The organism is Petrotoga sp. DB-2 (assembly GCF_054051725.1).
Map to the genome: position 1 here is coordinate 200,839 of NZ_JBSVZD010000001.1, position 16,838 is coordinate 217,676.

Consider the following 16,838-nt stretch of genomic DNA (forward strand, 5'->3'; position numbering starts at 1 on the left):
CAAGGGGCAAACCCCTTAAGAACCCCAAGTTCAAAATCATAGTTTATTATAAAAAAGCTTTTTGCACAAGGCTGCAAAATGAAAAAGAGGTGTTTTTATGCCTGAAGATGAAACCCTTACACAGGAAGAAATAGATAGTATTTTAAAATCAATGAGTTCTGGAGAAGCCCCCGAAGAAGTTCTTGAAGAATATCAAGGAGAAGAAAGAAGAATCAAAGACTACGATTTTCGAAGACCGATGAAGTTTTCGAGAGAACAACTAAGAACTCTCCAGTTAATCCATGAAAGTTTTGCGAGAGAGCTATCTACTTATCTTTCAGGCAGAAGTAGAACGTTTGTCGATGTTAAATATGCCAGTATTGATCAAATTACTTTCTCAGAATTCCAAAAATCATTAAACTCACCAACCTTTATTGTTATTTTTTCGTCCGAAGCTTTTTCAGGAAGTGCTATTTTGCAAATGGGCTTAGACTTGGGATACGTTATAATAGACAGACTTTTAGGTGGATCTGGGAACACTCTTGAAGAGATTCGGCCTCCTACGGAGATAGAAATGAACATTTTAAGAAAAGAAGCTGCAGTTATGTTGAGAATGCTATCAAAATCTTGGTCAAACATAGAGGAATTTGATGCCAATTTGGAAAATTTAGAAACTAATCCCCAATTTGTTCAAGTTGCCCCTTCAAATGAGATGACAATTCTTATAACACTATCTGTTACGATAAAAAATGTACAAGGTTTTGTAAATCTTTGTTTCCCGTCCTCTTCATTGGAACCTTTGAACGATAAATTGACAACAAGAATGTGGACTACCTCGTACAGACATACTGAAGAATTTAAAGAAAATCTAAGACAAACGTTGCTACTTTCAAAGTTAAATTTATCCGCTATACTTGGTAAAGCAGAGATATATTTAAACGATTTTTTGAATATGGAAGTTGGTGATGTAATACGCTTAGATTCTTTTTACGACGAGCCAATAGATTTAGAAATTGAAGAAAGACCTATATTCAAAGTAAATGTAGGTAAGAGTAAAGGTTTTTACAGTGTAAAGATCATTGAGAAAAACAAAGAACTTTTAGAAAGACTTCTTGTTGAAGAAAGCATGAAAAAAAAGACAAAAAAGCAAGATTCCTCTGAAAAAAGTGAAACCACTGAAAAAACAGGAGATGAATGAAATGCCTGAAAACGAATTTTTAAATCAAAACGAATTAGATTCATTATTAAAAGGGTTAAATAACACTGATGATCCAAAGGAAAGCGAGGAAAACTCAACTGTAGATGAAAAACTAGACTCACTTTTGGATGTGATTGGTGAAATTGCAAATATCACAATGGGTTCTGGGGCAACAACCCTTTCAACTTTGCTAAGAAAAAAGATAGAAATCCAATATCCTCAAACAGATATTATTAAATTTAAAAATATAACAACAAATTTTGAGGGGGAGAATGTTGTTGTTACAGTAGAGTACAAAAAAGGTTTGTATGGTTTAAACACTTTAGTATTACCTTTGAATTTAACTAATATAATAGCGGACTTAATGCTAGGAAAAGACGTAGAAAATATCGAAGAAAGAGAATTAGATGACATTAGTTTAAGCGCTGTCTCTGAAGCAATGAATCAAATGATGGGCACAGCTTCAACTGCTTTATCGGATTTTCTAAAAACAAATATCGATATTTCTCCACCAAACAGTCGAGTACTGAATTTTTCTGATCCCAATATTGAATTTCCCCCGATAGAAACCGACAAGGAAGCTTATGTTATCTCCATAAAGTTCAACGTGAAAATCACTGGAGTAGCTGAAACGACTTTCTGGCAATTTATACCAATGAAATTTGCTCAAAAAATTAAAGAACTTATGGAAAAAACTTTTGGTAAGGTTAAAGTTAAGGAAGAAGGCTCAACAAATTCAAATGCGCAAGAAAAAAGTAATTCCAACGTGATCAAAGAGAAAAAAGTTAAGGTTCAACCTGTAGAATTTGGTGAGTTTGAAAAAAAGGAAGAACCTATCTCCCAAAATATAGATCTATCAAAGTTGGAACTCTTGCTTGATGTTCCTTTAGAACTAAAAGTTGAGTTAGGATCAACTAAATTAAATCTTAGAGAGATCTTAGAGTTGCATGAAGGCTCAATGATACAGTTAAATAAATTGGCAGGGGAGCCCTTGGACATATACGCCAATGGAAGATTAATTGCTAGAGGCGAAGTTGTAGTTATCGATGAGAATTTTGGAATTAGAATAACAGAAATCGTCTCGTTAAGAGAAAGGATGAAAACCCTGAAATGATAAATAAGAAATATTTACTCTTTTCTTTGCTTGTTTTTTCCACCTATATATTTGCTCAACCAAGCGTGCAAGGCCTTTTAGAGAGTTATTCGGGGTACAAAAAATTAAAATTTGTTATTGATATTCAGTTTCAAATAACGAATAGTAAAGAAATAGCGGGAAGATTAAGCTACATTGATAACAGATATATAATATTTACCTTTGAAAAACCATCTTTATTTAAAGATATATATTATTGTTATGATCTCTTCGATACGGTTTTTTACACAAACGTTCGTGATGAAGTAGATGAATACCATCAAATATCTATACGTACGGCCTCTATTCCTGATTTACTTTCATCTTTCCTACCGTTTTTTAATATGGAAAATTTTGATGTAGTGGTGACAGAAGACGGGGTATATGAAATTCAACAGTACCTTCCAAAAACCAGAAATTTCTTAAGATTGCTTAATATAGACTTTACCAAATTCAATATTTACTATTTTAAACCTTATGAAAATATAAAGATTTTAGAAAAGTTAGAGATTTTGAATTCCGAGGAGAATAAAAGGATCATAATAGAAATCAAAGAAATTAAATCTCTGCCTGATGAAGAAGCAGATGCAGAATTAAATAAAATACTAAAATCTTCTTAGTTTCACTATAAATGAGCTAAATCTGGCAAGGAATAATCTGCGTACCTTTTTTCCATATCCTCCCCGCTTTTCTTTCTTTTCAAATAGCTCAATTGTTCTCTCAAAAGCTTTTTACTTTCTGGTTTCCCATGCCCTGGAAAAACCATTTTTATATCTAAGGAAGATAAGCTATTTAATCTGGATATCCACTGGTCAACATTGGAATTGAGTATTTCAGCATGCACCTTAGAAAATACGAGATCACCACTTATTAGATATCCTTGTGGTTTTAGGATATAAATTGTTGAATCTAAAGTATGTCCGCCAATATTTTCCGATGATAAAATTTGATCTTTTAAAAAAAGAAAAATAGAATTCTCAAAAATGACGATGTCTTTTTCTTTTAAAGCCTCTTTGAAATTGTTGAAGTTGTACTCTGCTACCTTTGAACTTTCTTTTAAAAACGTGGTATCCAAGGTATTAAGAAAGTCCAATGTTTTTTTGTTCATATATAGATCAAATTTACGTTTGCTAAAAACAGCTCCAAAGGTGTGATCAGGGTGAAAATGAGTAAAAAAAACTTTTTTTAATTTTTTTGAAGTCCGTTCTTCAACTATTTTCACCATATTTTCAAACTTTTTTGGATAAAGGGAACTATCAAAGGCTATCAAGCCATCGTCGTGTTCCAAAAATGTAACAGAACTTGCACCATTTTCAAACCAAAAGTTGTAAACATTATCGTAACTTTCAAACATAAAAATCACCTCTAAAAATAAATAGTTAGCTTTCCTTTGCGCCGCTACCCACCCATAAGGATAAAAAGTTTTATCGCCCCATTTTGCAACCCATCATCTTATTATTTTTTAAGTTCTATTATATTTTTTCGACAAAAATAATTGATATTCCTTGAATCACGTGATATAATTTTGTTAGGAATACTAATCAATTTTTGGGGTAGGTGAATCTTTTGATCAAAGAATTTATTAAAAAATACTGGTGGAGATACCTCATCGGTATTCTTTTCCTTATCACCGTTGATATCATTCAGCTGTTTATTCCAAGACAAATTGGAAGCATAGTAGATATACTAAATACTCAATCCCCAAACCTTAACCAAGTTAAAACGTTGGTATTTGGAATAATCATGTTAGCTTTAGGATTGGGTATTGGGAGAGTTTTTTGGAGGATTTCAATTATTGGTGCCGCCAGACTTTTTGAGTATAAAAGTTGGAAAAAAATGTTCAATCATATCATAGGCTTGGACCAAGATTTTTTTGACAAATGGAGAACGGGGGATTTGATGACTAGGTTCACTTCTGATGTTTTGATGTTAAGACGTATGATGGGGATGTCGGTTATAATGCTTGTTGATACTATAACAATGACAACTTTAACTTTATTCGCAATGGGTACTTTCGTGAATTGGAGATTGACTTTTATTTCGGTACTACCGCTTCCTTTAATAGCAATTATATCACTCTTTTTTGGGAGATTCATCCACAGAAGGTTCAGAGAATTACAAGAAAAAACTTCGGAGTTATCAAATATAACCGAAGAAAATGTCTCTGGTGTGGATGTTGTAAAGTTGTATTCAAACTATGACACGATGCAAGAGATATTTGACACTAAGTCTCAAGAGTTCTATAATTCTTACATCCGCTTGGTAAAAGTTTGGGGATTGATGTTTCCTTTAGCTATGTTAGTAGGACAATTAGCAACTATCTTTGTTTTCAATTTTGGTGGACCAATGGTAATAAACAACCAGATAACCCTTGGAGACTTCATAATGACAAACCAATATATAGGAATGTTGATATGGCCAATGATGGCGGTTGGAAATTTAATCAACCTAATACAAAGAGGAAGAGCCTCTTTAAGAAGGGTTAACGAAGTTTTAGAACAAAAAAATTCAATAAAAGAACCTCCAAGAAAAGATTTCGAGTTCCAGGGCCACTATCAAATCAACCATCTAACGTTCAAATATCCAGGTTCACAAAGGGTGGTTTTGAACGATGTAAACATGAATATAAACCCTGGAGAAATGGTAGCCTTTGTTGGAAGAATAGGTTCAGGAAAATCTACATTAGCAAAACTCCTTGTTAAACTATACCCAGTTGAAAGAGGACAAATATTTTTGGACGGAAAAGATATAAACGATGTAAACGGTGAATTTATAAGAGACAATGTCTCGTATGTACCACAAGATAGTTTCTTATTTTCAATGACGATAAGAGAAAATATAGCCTTTTCCGATGAAAAAATAGAAGATAAAGTGGAAGAATTTGCAAAACTTTCTCATGTACATGATGATATAATGAGCTTTGAAAATAAATATGACACAATAGTGGGAGAAAGAGGGGCTACACTTTCAGGTGGTCAAAGGCAAAGGGTTACCATAGCGAGGGCTCTAGCTAAAAGATCAAAAATGATAATATTAGACGATTGTCTTTCCGCTGTGGATACCGAAACGGAGGAAGAAATTATCAAAACACTTAGGCAACAAGCAAAAGGCAAAACAATCGTCGTTATATCTCACAGGCTCAAGGCGGTTAAAAATGCCGACCAGATTTATGTATTCGATGATGGTCAAATCGTTGAAAACGGTAGTCACAATCAGTTGATCTCACGAGAAGGTATTTACTATTCGATGTACATGAAACAATTAATAGAAAAAAATTTGGAGGAGTAGAGCAATGGCTTCAGTTCATGAAGAAATATTTTTAGAAGAAAAAGAAAAAAGCGAAGGCGATCTCAAAACCTTCATGAGGTTGTGGGTGTACATAAAGAAGTACAAGTTATTACTATTTTTGACCTTTTTAACTTTGGCAATAGCAACGATAATAGAGCTATCCTTACCTATTTTTATACGATACGGGATTGATAACGTAATAAATGTAGAGTATTCATTTGATATGGTCCCTGGGAGTGAATTGCAATTTATTGAACAGGAAAACGGAGCCTATAATCTAGAGAAAAGAGACAACAATTATTATATGGTTAACAATCAAACAGGTGAAAGAATACAAGTCTCAGGGGAGCAGTATTCCCAATACTTTGACGCAGCCTATCGAAAAATCCATGTGTTTAGCCTAATTTTTATATCAGTACTTATGGGACAATTTATCTTAAATTACGGTCAAGTTTTCTTTGCTAATTTAGTTGGTCAAAAGGTTATTTTTCATCTGAGGAAAGATTTATTTGGTCATATATTAAAACTCAAATATACATTTTTTGAAAAAAATCCCCCGGGCAAAGTTACAACACGTGTGGTTAATGACACCCAGAATCTTTCAGATTTCTTCAGTGAGGTTGTGACAAGTTTGCTCAAAGATATAGCTATAATAACTGGTGTAATCATTTTAATGATGGTGTTAGACTTCAAACTGAGCCTATATACGATGTCTATGTTCCCAGTTATCGTTGTTTCAGTTGTTTTATTCAGGCATTTTGATAGAAAGGCTTACGACAAGGTTAGAACCAGAATATCGGCTCTAAATTCCTACTTAGCCGAAAATCTATCTGGAAGCAATGTTACAAGATTATTCAACCAAGAAGAGAGAAAGAAAAAGGAATTCGACTATATGAGTACCAAGGTATATCGTGCAAATGTGCAGCAATTGCACGTATTTGCAATCTTTAGACCTTTAATGAGTCTTTTACAGTATTTTACAATCAGTGTTTTACTTTGGTTTGGTTCTTTGTTATTAACTGATGGGCAGACAACCTTTGGAACTATCTATGCCTTCACTTCTTATGTAGATATGTTCTTTAGACCTCTGTTCGACCTGGCAGAAAAATATGACATAATGCAGAATGCATTCGCATCAGCTGGAAAAATTTTTAAGATATTCGATCAAGAACAGGAAGATTTTGGAAGGAAAAAATATACAAGTATTCAAGAGGGCAAAGTTGAATTTCAAAACGTTAAATTCTCGTACGATGGAAATACAGAAGTCTTAAAAGGCGTAAATTTCAAGATAAATCCTAACGAAAGAGTAGCCATAGTTGGGGAAACAGGTTCAGGAAAAACTACAATAATTAAATTGATAAGTGGTCTTTACAAATATCAAAGTGGTAAAATACTATTAGACGATAAAGAATTATATGAATACGATCTCAACGAATTACGCAAAAAAATTGCTGTAGTACCTCAGGACGTATTCTTGTTCTCTGGAACTATTTTGGATAATATGAGATTATTTAATCAAAACATTCCTGATGAAGAAGTAAAAAAGGTTGCAAAATCCGTATACGCGGATGAAATTATTTCACGTTTACCTCAAAATTACTATACCGTCATCACAGAAAGAGGTGGAACTTTATCATCTGGTGAAAGACAGTTAGTAGCCTTAACTAGAGCGGTACTTTTTAATTCAAAAGTCATAATTTTAGACGAAGCAACAGCTAATGTAGATGTGGAAACAGAATATTTAATACAACAAGCTCTAAATAAAATATCTGAACGTTCAACTATAATTTCCATTGCTCACAGACTTTCGACCGTAAAAAGCTCTAACAGAATAATAGTTGTACATAAAGGTTTAGTTGTTGAAGAAGGAAGTCATGAAGAACTTATCAACAACCACGGAATTTACTATGACCTTTATAGGCTACAATTCCAGAATAGCTGATAATTGTCAAACTTTGAAGGGGGCTCATATATTGAATTTCTTCGATAAGATACCGACAAACACATCTGTCTCACCAATATCAAAGGAGCTTTATTTAAAAAATGATTCAAATATTGCTGTGTTGATTCTACATGGTTACACGGGTTCTCCTCATGATATGTATTACATAGGTAGACAGATCTACAAATCTGGTTTTTCTATATACATACCCAGACTCCCGGGACACGGAACCAATTCCAACGATTTTTTAAACTCTAATTGGAGAGATTGGCTCAGAAAATCAATAGATTCTTACCTTGACTTAAAAGCCTACCACAAAAAAGTCTATATTTTAGGTCTTTCCATGGGTGGTGTATTAGCAACTATCTTAGCAAGTAAATTCCATCCAGAAAAAATTGTTTTAGCTGCTCCTGCACTAAAAGCAAAGGACTGGAGAATAAATTTAACTCCATTCTTTGGTTTTATTAAGAAAATAAAAAAGAAGAATCCTCAGACATTCGATGACGAAAAGCTTGCTTATCTTGCTAGCCAATACTGGAATTATGACTGGCCCTCAAAGGCAGCAGATCTTTACAAACTACAAAAAATGGCTCTTAAAAACCTTTCAAAAGTCACATCTAAAACTTATGTAATATTATCAAAAAAAGACGAAGCAGTTCCTTTTTCGGTAAAAGAAATTATAGAAAACAATATTAAAGAAAAAATTGAATTTCTGATATTGGAAGAAAGCGGGCACGTGGTTGTAAACGATATTGAAAAAGAACACGTGGCAGAACAGGCTATAAATTGGCTTAAGAAAGAATAGTCATAGTAAAACACAACATAATTATTTCTACTTTGAAATTCTTTCTTTTAATAAAACTTGTTGCAAATAGTAAGAGGTGTAAGTACCACTTTCAGCTATTTCTTCAGGGGCACCTGTAGCTACAATGTAGCCCCCATTTTCTCCGCCTTCTGGTCCTAAATCTATAATATAATCCGCATTTTTTATAATATCCATCTCATGTTCTATCACTATAACGGTATTACCCTTTTCAACGAGAATATTGAGAACTTTTATTAATTTCTTTATATCTTCAAAATGAAGACCTGTAGTAGGTTCATCTAGTATATAAACGGTATTACCGGTGGATTTCTTTCTCAACTCAGAGGTTAATTTGATCCTTTGAGCTTCTCCGCCAGAAAGGGTAGTCGCAGGCTGACCTAATCTTATGTATCCCAAGCCCACATCTTGCAATAGTTGTAAAACATTTTTTATTAATGGTAAATTTTTGAAAAAGTCCAAAGCTTCATCCACAGTCATATCTAAAACATCAGAAATATTTTTACCTTTGTAAGTGACCTTTAGCGTCTCTTTGTTGTATCTTTTCCCTTTACATACATCACAGGTTACATACACATCAGGTAGAAATTGCATCTCAATCTTCAAAACCCCATGACCTTTACACGCTTCACACCTTCCACCCTTAACGTTGAAGGAAAACCTTCCCTTATCGTATCCTCTAATCTTAGCCTCCGGTGTTGCTGCAAACAGTTCACGAATATAATCGAATACTCCAGTATATGTAGCTGGGTTACTTCTTGGAGTTCTACCAATAGGGCTTTGATCTATAGAAATCACACTATCTATATATTCTAAGCCTTCGATCTTTTCATATTCTCCCGGTCTCACTCTGGAATTGTAGAGCTCTTTTTGCAAAGCCGGATACAGTGTATCCATGATCAACGAAGATTTACCAGAGCCAGAAACTCCGGTTATAACTACAAATTTTCCCAGCGGAATCTCAACAGTGATATTTTTCAGATTATTATGTTTGGCACCGATTATCTTTAAACTACTGTTCTTTTCAACTCTCTTTTTATCAAGTATATCTATTCTTTTTTCTCCTCTTAAATACTTCCCCGTAAGGGACTTGTTAGAATTTTCCAACAATTTATTAGTAGGCCCTTGAAAAATCACTCTTCCACCATTGACTCCAGCCCCCAGTCCGAGATCTATTATATAATCAGAAGATCTAATAACGTTCTCGTCATGTTCGACAACTATTACCGTATTATCGAGGTCTCTCAACTTTTTCAAAGTATTTATAAGCCTATCGTTGTCTCTTTGGTGAAGCCCTATAGTCGGTTCATCCAGAACATATGTTACACCTGTCAACCCCGATCCTATCTGTGTAGCCAATCTAACCCTCTGAGACTCTCCACCAGAAAGAGTTGTTGCATTTCTTCCAAGTGTCAAATAATCAAGTCCTACATCGATCAAAAAAGTTAACCTTCTATTTATTTCTCTAAGAAGTTCGTGGGCAATTTCCATTTCAAAATCACTTAGTTTTAAGGCATCAAAGAAAAGTTTTAGTTCACTAATTGGCATTTCTGTCAAATCGTATATACTATATCCATCAATCCTAACGCTTAACGCTTCTTCCCTCAATCTTTTACCGTTACAGGCTTGACATGTCTTTTGAATCATGAAATTTCTTTCGATCCATTCTTTTATTTCCCGCGAATCTGTTTGCCTGTACCTTCTTTCATACCAATTCACCATCCCCTCGAACTCTCTTGTAAACTCATAATTGTCTCCATTTCTTTTTGAAAAAGAAAAATCTATTTCTTTGTCAGTCCCATACAGTAAGGTATTTAAAACTTTCGAAGGCATGCTTTTTAAAGGTTTTGAAGGATCCTCCCCCAAACTTCGAACAACATCTTTCATCATGCTCACCATGAAAGTGTCTTTCCCCATATTCAAAGCAGCGCCATCTTCTAAAGACTTGTTTATATCAAATATATATTCAGGTTCAACCTCCAACTTAAAACCTAATCCATGGCATTCAGAACATGCACCATAAGGACTATTAAATGAAAACAATTTGGGATTAATTTCTGGAAAACTATAACCACATTTGGGACAAGCTAGATTCTCAGAATAAGATTGAGAAGAAATAACGTTCTCATCTTTATCCATTTCCCTAATTTCTACAAAACCATCCCCTTCTTTAAGGCACAATTCAACGGCTTCGAAGATTCTCTCAAAATTATCTTTTCTTAACTTAACTCTATCAACAAGTAGGTTTATATTATGCCTGTAGGTTTTTTCAAGTGAGTCTATCTCATCTAAATCGTATATCACTCCATCGATTTCTACCCTTTTGAAACCAGAGATTTTCATACTATGGATTTCTTTTTTAAACTCACCTTTCTTTTCCTTAGCAATTGGAGCAAAGATATACAATCTTGCATCCTCTTTAAAATTTTTAAAAATATTATCCACAATTTCATCTACAGTAGAACTTTGCAGTGGGATATTGCACTTTGGACAGTAAGCCTTACCAACCCTTGCAAACAACACCCTAATATAATCATAAATCTCTGTGATGGTACCTACCGTTGACCTTGGATTATGACTTACAGATTTTTGCTCAATAGCAATTGAAGGAGAGAGGCCCTCGATAAATTCAACATCGGGCTTTTTCAGATTACCTAAAAACTGCCTTGCATAGGAAGAAACAGACTCTAAATACCTTCTTTGACCTTCGGCATATATAGTATCAAGAGCTAAAGTTGATTTTCCTGAACCTGATAAGCCGGTAATGACTGAAAGGGTATTCTTAGGTATCTCGACATCTATATTTTTTAAATTATGCTCTCTCGCACCTTTTATTCTAATCCATTTGTTATCCATACACATCCTCCTGGAAAGGCAAAAATTCACACCTTTTTTATACATTTATATTATACAATCAAAAAATTAACGCTAAAAGAATTTTATTTATCTTTTAACAAAGAAGCTCAAAGTATCTTCTATGTTAGATTTACACATTAAAAAACAGTAACCTAAAAACATATATGATATAATTACATTATATGATTGGCAACTGGGTGGGGAGCGGGGCGAAGGGGCGCTAAAACAAGTTTTAGAGTTTCTAAAAACATTACCATAAAAAGGAGCTCTTGAATGAAAACAGCAATGATATTTGGAACGCGGCCAGAAGCAATAAAAATGGCACCATTATACAAAAAGATGAAAGAAGAAAATATGGAAGTTAAAGTAATAGCAACCGCTCAACACAGAGAAATGCTCGATCAAGTGTTGAATCTTTTTGAAATAAAACCAGACTACGACTTAAATATAATGACAAAAAACCAAACTCTACCACAACTAACTTCAAAACTAGTTACAGAGATAGATAAAATACTAAAAATTGAACCATTCGATTACATACTAGTACAAGGGGACACAACCTCCACTTTTGTAGCAAGTCTCACTGCTTTTTACAACAAAATACCTGTTGGACACGTGGAAGCAGGCTTAAGAACGAATGATATATACAACCCCTTCCCAGAAGAAATGAACAGAAGACTAACAGGTACAGTTGCAAAGCACCACTTTGCTTCCACCCAAAAGGCAAAAGATAACCTACTAAAAGAAGGTGTAGAAGAAAAAAACATAATAGTAACTGGGAACACGGTTATAGATGCATTACTATGGGTAAAAGAAAACAAAAATAAAGATATAGAAAAAATAAAAGAAAAGTACAACATAAAGAACAAAAAGTTTATCTTAGTAACTATGCATAGAAGGGAGAACTGGGGAAAACCGATAGAAAACGTGATGAAAGCAATAAAAAGGTATCTACACGGAAACAAAGAAATGTACATAGTATTTCCAGTTCACTTAAATCCTGTTGTGAGAGAAAGTGTGTATAAAATACTTGGGAACGAAGAAAAAGCTATACTAATAGACCCTGTTGGATACTTAGAATTCATAGCGTTAATGGACGAAAGTTATTACATAATGACAGATTCAGGAGGGATACAAGAAGAAGCTCCCACATTGGGCAAACCAACGCTGGTGTTAAGAGAAACAACGGAAAGACCAGAGGCAATAGAAGCAGGAACAGCAAAACTAATTGGAACACAAGAAGAAAAAGTGTATCAAGCCATGAAAGAATTAGAAACAGAAAAATATGCACAAATGAGCAAAGCAAGCAACCCTTTTGGAGATGGAAAGGCATCTCAAAGAATCGTTGAATTTTTGAAAAAAAAATATTACTCTTTATAAGGGCTATTTTCACTTGCCACCATTCTATTGCCTGACAAATCAGATCTATAATACAGTTCGTCGTAGAGTTGCAAAAAATCTTTAATCGAAGTCTCTTCGCCTAAATCAATACATTTATTACTCTCATCAAACTTAACTTTTAGATTGAAATCATCTATTATCTCCTTAACCTTAGAAAACTCAAATTTCTTATAATTACCTTTTTTGATAACCTTATAAAACCTCTTCAAATATAAAGGTTTATTTTTGATTTTCTCACCAAAATAATCGATACCTTTTAATTTAATATCCTTACCAAAAAGATTCTCCTCTCTTTTTATTTTCTCGATAACTTCATCTTTAGCCTCTTCATATTTCTTGTAAAACCCGAAATCTCTTTCAAAATAAGTCAGATTTCTAATTAAGACAGTATCTCCAACAACCATGTAATCAAAACTATTTTTAGGAATTATGAAAAGCCGTTCTTTTAAAGGTTGAATTTTACGTGCAGTAAGAGCTAGAATCCTTTTGTCTTTAAATATTTTGGAAGCCGTTAAATATTGAATACCCAACAAAAAATCATCCAACTCTTTACTATACAACTTTACTATCAGTTTGAACTTCTTAATCGTTTCCAAGTCTCCATTAGAATAATTTTTTATATACTTACCTTCACGAATAATCTCAACAATATCCCCAATATCACTCACATTCTCTTTAACATCTTTTAGATACAAAAAACTCCTGTCATGAATGACTGTCTCGTACTCATCTACCTTGTTTGACTCTTTATCGACTAAATCATTTAAAAACTCGTCAGCAGAGGCCAGAAAAATGTTTTTGAAAAAGAAGGGATCCTCATTTTTTAACCAAAATATTTCGTTGTTCTCATTTTGGATAAAAACATCCACTATGAAATCCTCTGAAGTATCTATTAACTCCCTAAGAGATTTTAAATTTTCTTTTAAAAAGATATTCTCTAAAATCTCATCCCAATTAACTTTATTCATCTCTTGCCACCCATCCCCAAATAAATATCTTTGGAAAACTCTTTAACTGTCATTTCTTCGGCTATTGATTTTGAAATCAACCAAACGGGCCTCATACTTTTTTCACGTCCGTCCATAAAATAAACCTTGTAAATACTATAGCCAAACAAAGAAAGAACAGGGTTTATAACAATTAAATCTGTCTTCACATAAATATTGCCTACGATAAAAACGATTATGGCAAAAGAAATCAATTCTTTTATGCCACCCATATTGATAAAAGGCAAGATATAAACAAAAATATAATCCAATAACCTCACATTCTGCGATTCTACTTTCTCAAAAGAAATGAACTTTTCCTCGGCATTATTCTTAGCAGAAATAAAAAGAACCAAAGAAACAACAAAAACAAAAATCGAAAAAATACTAAAAAATAAGAACAAAACGTTCCCAAAATTATTAATAGCAAATATAACAAAAAGAGGCAGATACGAAAGTAAAAACAAAAAAGATTTAAACAACGTATTGATCATACAAAAACCTCCCCAGTGAGGAAATCTATATATCTTAATAAATCACATATTCATAATTATAACAAATAAACTTTCCTTTTAACTCTATATCTCCCTTCAGCTTCATGTAGAAAGCAGATATTTCTTATGATATAATAAATCAGAGATAATAATAACAGCAAAAGCCGTTCATGAAAATACATAATATGTCAAAAACGGAGGAACTAACATGAAACTAATCAGTTTAATAGGAGCTCGCCCACAGATAATAAAAGAAGCGATTCTAAATAAAGAATTTGAGAAAAAAGGGATAAAAGAAATCTTAGTTCATTCTGGACAACATTACGACTTCAATATGTCTGATGTGTTCTTTCAAGTTTTAAACATAAGAAAAGCCGATTACAATTTAGGAGTAGGTTCAGCAACGCATGCCCAAATGACGGCTAAAACAATGATAGAATTTGAAAAGGTCGTATTAAAAGAACATCCAGATATTATATTAGTATATGGAGATACGAATACTACATTAGCAGGAGCAATAGTTGGAGCAAAATTAAAGATCCCTGTTGCACACGTGGAAGCAGGAATAAGGCAAGAACCAAAAGACATGCCTGAAGAAATAAATAGAGTATTAACGGATCATATATCAAAATACTTATTTTGCCCTTCTGAACTAGCTGTAAACAATTTAAAAAAAGAAGGTATCACTGAAGGAGTGTATTTTACAGGAGATATAATGTACGATCTCTTTTTAAAGATGAAGCCATATTTCAAAGAAGATATTATTGACGAATTGAATTCGGAAGAAAATAAATACATAGTCACTACGATTCATAGGGATTTCAACACAGACAGTAAAGAAAAACTAGAGAGTATATTGAAAGAGTTAAACAAAATAACAAAAGAAATAAAGGTTGTTTTTCCCATACATCCAAGAACCAAGAAGAGAATAGCTGAATTCAACCTTAATGAATACACAAAAGATATTCTATTGATAGAACCTCTAGATTACTTAAGTATGATGGGATTGGTACAAAAGAGCCTTCTTGTAATAACAGACAGTGGAGGGTTGCAAAAAGAAGCATACTTTGCAGGGAAAAGAGCGATAGTTGTTATGCCAGACACAGGCTGGAGAGAGTTAACACAAGCAGGTTGGAATGTACTAAGTGAACCCGATGAAATCAAAAATAAGATGGATTATATAATAAGCAACGAAATATCTTCAAATGTAGAAAATATATATGGAGACGGAAAAACAGGGGAAAAGATAGTAAAGATAATAGGAAAGTAAATCGAGTTATCCATCCGAGTTTTGTAATACTATACTTTTATATAAAATCATTTACTAAATACAATTTTCCGTAGAGAATTGATAAGCTATCTAAAATATCCATTTTTGAAGGTGAAAACTTATGAAAATTCTGATCATTGGTTACATGCACCCAAAATTTGACAAAAGAGTGTATAGAACAGTTAAATCCCTTTCTAAAGTTCATGGGATTATTTACCAATACTGGACCAATAAAGATGAAAATGAATATATAGACGAAAATATAAAATATATCCCCATAAAATACACTAAAGGGACAAAAGGCAATCCCTTAAAAAAACTTATAAATAGAAGGGCACTCGATAAAAAAATATGCGATTTGGTATCTGAAGAAAATTACGACATCTTATACATGCATCATTTTTTAGCAAGCAGACCTTTGGAGCCCTTTAAAATAGCAAAAAAAAGAAATAAAAAAGTCGTTTATGATATTCACGAATACCATCCCGAAAATTTTTTAGCAGAGTTAGAAGGAATCATTGGATATTTAAAAGTAAAAACCATCTGGAGGTTCTTTAAAAAGCAGTTAGAACTCTCAGATCTGGCGATCTTCGTCTCAGAAGAAACAAGAAATGATGTTGTTAACAAAACAAATATAGATAAAGAAAAAACGTATATTATACCCAATTACGCAAATTTTATTATAAAACCGGATATACAAAAAAAGTCAAAAGAAATAGTTTTCGTTGGCAAAACATCCAGACAAATCGAAAATGAGAAAAAAATACTAAAATCTTTAGTTAAAAAGGGTTTTAAATTCAAGGTTATAGGGATGGATTCAAAAGAGTTTATGGACATATCCCACGAATATACAAATTTTTTACCTTACGAAGAAATGATGGAAGAACTAGCTAAAGCCTTGTTTTCTCTAATTTCTTACGACGAAGGAAACAATAGATATAATAATAACTTTAAATTTGCTTTGCCTAACAAATTTTACGATTCCTTAGCTGCAAGCACCCCTGTTATTGTAAAAGAGTCTTTTGTTTCAATGGCTAAACAGGTAGAGGATTTAGGCTTAGGAGTAGTTATAGATCCAGCTAAATTGGAAGAAAGTATTGAAAAGATCTCAAACGCATACAAAAATTACGAAAATATCATAAAAAACGTTGAAAAACACCAAAAAGAATTTATATGGAATGAAGAAAAAGAAAGAAAATTTGTTGATCTCATATCTCGCCTAACAAAGTAATCCGTACTTTTTGAAAAAATCCCTTTCTTTTCATATACACTTCATCGCTTAATTTCACTTCTCCCTCAAAACTTCTTCAAATAACTAAGCTTTTATTGAATTGGCTGAAAAACAAAGCTTTTACAGTATAATCAATTCTAAATCTCTTTAATCTCCTCTAGTGCACTTACTAAACGAAAAGTGTACCAAAAATAAGAGTCGGCTAAACGAAAAGTGTACCACCCTATCACACAAATCC

At 33.1% G+C, this 16,838-nt stretch carries 13 protein-coding genes; 9 read left to right on the top strand and 4 right to left on the bottom strand.

Annotated elements, in window-relative coordinates; genetic code table 11:
- Positions 1 to 97: 97 nt before the first annotated feature.
- Genes fliM through ACW9JY_RS00980 form a run of 3 tightly spaced genes read left to right on the top strand, consistent with a single transcriptional unit; the run spans position 98 to position 2,929 of the window.
- Entirely contained in the window at positions 98 to 1,177 is a 1,080-nt protein-coding gene (fliM, locus tag ACW9JY_RS00970; RefSeq protein ID WP_103079229.1) for a flagellar motor switch protein FliM, read from the top strand.
- A 1-nt stretch (position 1,178) separates the two neighbouring features.
- Positions 1,179 to 2,291 (top strand): flagellar motor switch phosphatase FliY, encoded by a 1,113-nt coding sequence (gene fliY / locus ACW9JY_RS00975; RefSeq protein WP_103079230.1) that lies wholly within the window; start codon positions 1,179 to 1,181, stop codon positions 2,289 to 2,291.
- Complete coding sequence (locus ACW9JY_RS00980; RefSeq protein ID WP_457283030.1) at positions 2,288 to 2,929, top strand: hypothetical protein; 642 nt, start codon at positions 2,288 to 2,290, stop codon at positions 2,927 to 2,929. Before fliY ends, ACW9JY_RS00980 begins: the two co-directional genes overlap by 4 nt.
- 5 nt (positions 2,930 to 2,934) lie before the next feature.
- Here the strand turns inward: ACW9JY_RS00980 and ACW9JY_RS00985 are convergent, their stop codons facing one another.
- A complete protein-coding gene (locus tag ACW9JY_RS00985) occupies positions 2,935 to 3,663 on the bottom strand; it encodes an MBL fold metallo-hydrolase (protein ID WP_103079232.1) in 729 nt (242 codons plus the stop codon).
- Positions 3,664 to 3,866: 203 nt separating this feature from the next.
- On the opposite strand from ACW9JY_RS00985, the gene ACW9JY_RS00990 reads away from it, so the two are divergent.
- The 3 genes from ACW9JY_RS00990 to ACW9JY_RS01000 are packed head-to-tail and all read left to right on the top strand — an operon-like array spanning position 3,867 to position 8,344.
- On the top strand, positions 3,867 to 5,597 hold the full coding sequence (locus ACW9JY_RS00990; RefSeq protein WP_245857210.1) for an ABC transporter ATP-binding protein: 1,731 nt from the start codon (positions 3,867 to 3,869) through the stop codon (positions 5,595 to 5,597).
- 4 nt (positions 5,598 to 5,601) lie between these two features.
- Entirely contained in the window at positions 5,602 to 7,539 is a 1,938-nt protein-coding gene (locus ACW9JY_RS00995) for an ABC transporter ATP-binding protein (RefSeq protein ID WP_103079234.1), read from the top strand.
- 31 nt (positions 7,540 to 7,570) lie between these two features.
- Entirely contained in the window at positions 7,571 to 8,344 is a 774-nt protein-coding gene (locus tag ACW9JY_RS01000; protein ID WP_457283031.1) for an alpha/beta hydrolase, read from the top strand.
- Between the two features lie 27 nt (positions 8,345 to 8,371).
- On the opposite strand, the gene uvrA is transcribed toward ACW9JY_RS01000, so the two are convergent.
- Complete coding sequence (uvrA, locus tag ACW9JY_RS01005) at positions 8,372 to 11,218, bottom strand: excinuclease ABC subunit UvrA (protein WP_457283032.1); 2,847 nt, start codon at positions 11,216 to 11,218, stop codon at positions 8,372 to 8,374.
- A 273-nt stretch (positions 11,219 to 11,491) separates the two neighbouring features.
- Here uvrA and wecB (ACW9JY_RS01010) point away from each other — a divergent pair, with 273 nt between their 5' ends.
- Complete coding sequence (gene wecB, locus ACW9JY_RS01010; RefSeq protein WP_457283033.1) at positions 11,492 to 12,598, top strand: non-hydrolyzing UDP-N-acetylglucosamine 2-epimerase; 1,107 nt, start codon at positions 11,492 to 11,494, stop codon at positions 12,596 to 12,598.
- Here wecB (ACW9JY_RS01010) and ACW9JY_RS01015 read toward each other — a convergent pair.
- Entirely contained in the window at positions 12,586 to 13,587 is a 1,002-nt protein-coding gene (locus tag ACW9JY_RS01015; protein ID WP_457283034.1) for a Kiwa anti-phage protein KwaB-like domain-containing protein, read from the bottom strand. The genes wecB (ACW9JY_RS01010) and ACW9JY_RS01015 overlap by 13 nt on opposite strands.
- Complete coding sequence (locus ACW9JY_RS01020; RefSeq protein ID WP_457283035.1) at positions 13,584 to 14,099, bottom strand: hypothetical protein; 516 nt, start codon at positions 14,097 to 14,099, stop codon at positions 13,584 to 13,586. Before ACW9JY_RS01020 ends, ACW9JY_RS01015 begins: the two co-directional genes overlap by 4 nt.
- Before the next feature lie 208 nt (positions 14,100 to 14,307).
- On the opposite strand from ACW9JY_RS01020, the gene wecB (ACW9JY_RS01025) reads away from it, so the two are divergent.
- Positions 14,308 to 15,369 carry a non-hydrolyzing UDP-N-acetylglucosamine 2-epimerase gene (wecB, locus tag ACW9JY_RS01025; RefSeq protein ID WP_457283036.1) on the top strand — a complete coding sequence of 354 codons (1,062 nt, stop codon included), beginning with the start codon at positions 14,308 to 14,310 and terminating at the stop codon, positions 15,367 to 15,369.
- A gap of 121 nt (positions 15,370 to 15,490) precedes the next feature.
- Positions 15,491 to 16,600: a glycosyltransferase gene (locus ACW9JY_RS01030; RefSeq protein ID WP_457283037.1), complete on the top strand. Its 1,110-nt coding sequence runs from the start codon at positions 15,491 to 15,493 to the stop codon at positions 16,598 to 16,600.
- The last annotated feature ends 238 nt before the right edge of the window (positions 16,601 to 16,838 follow it).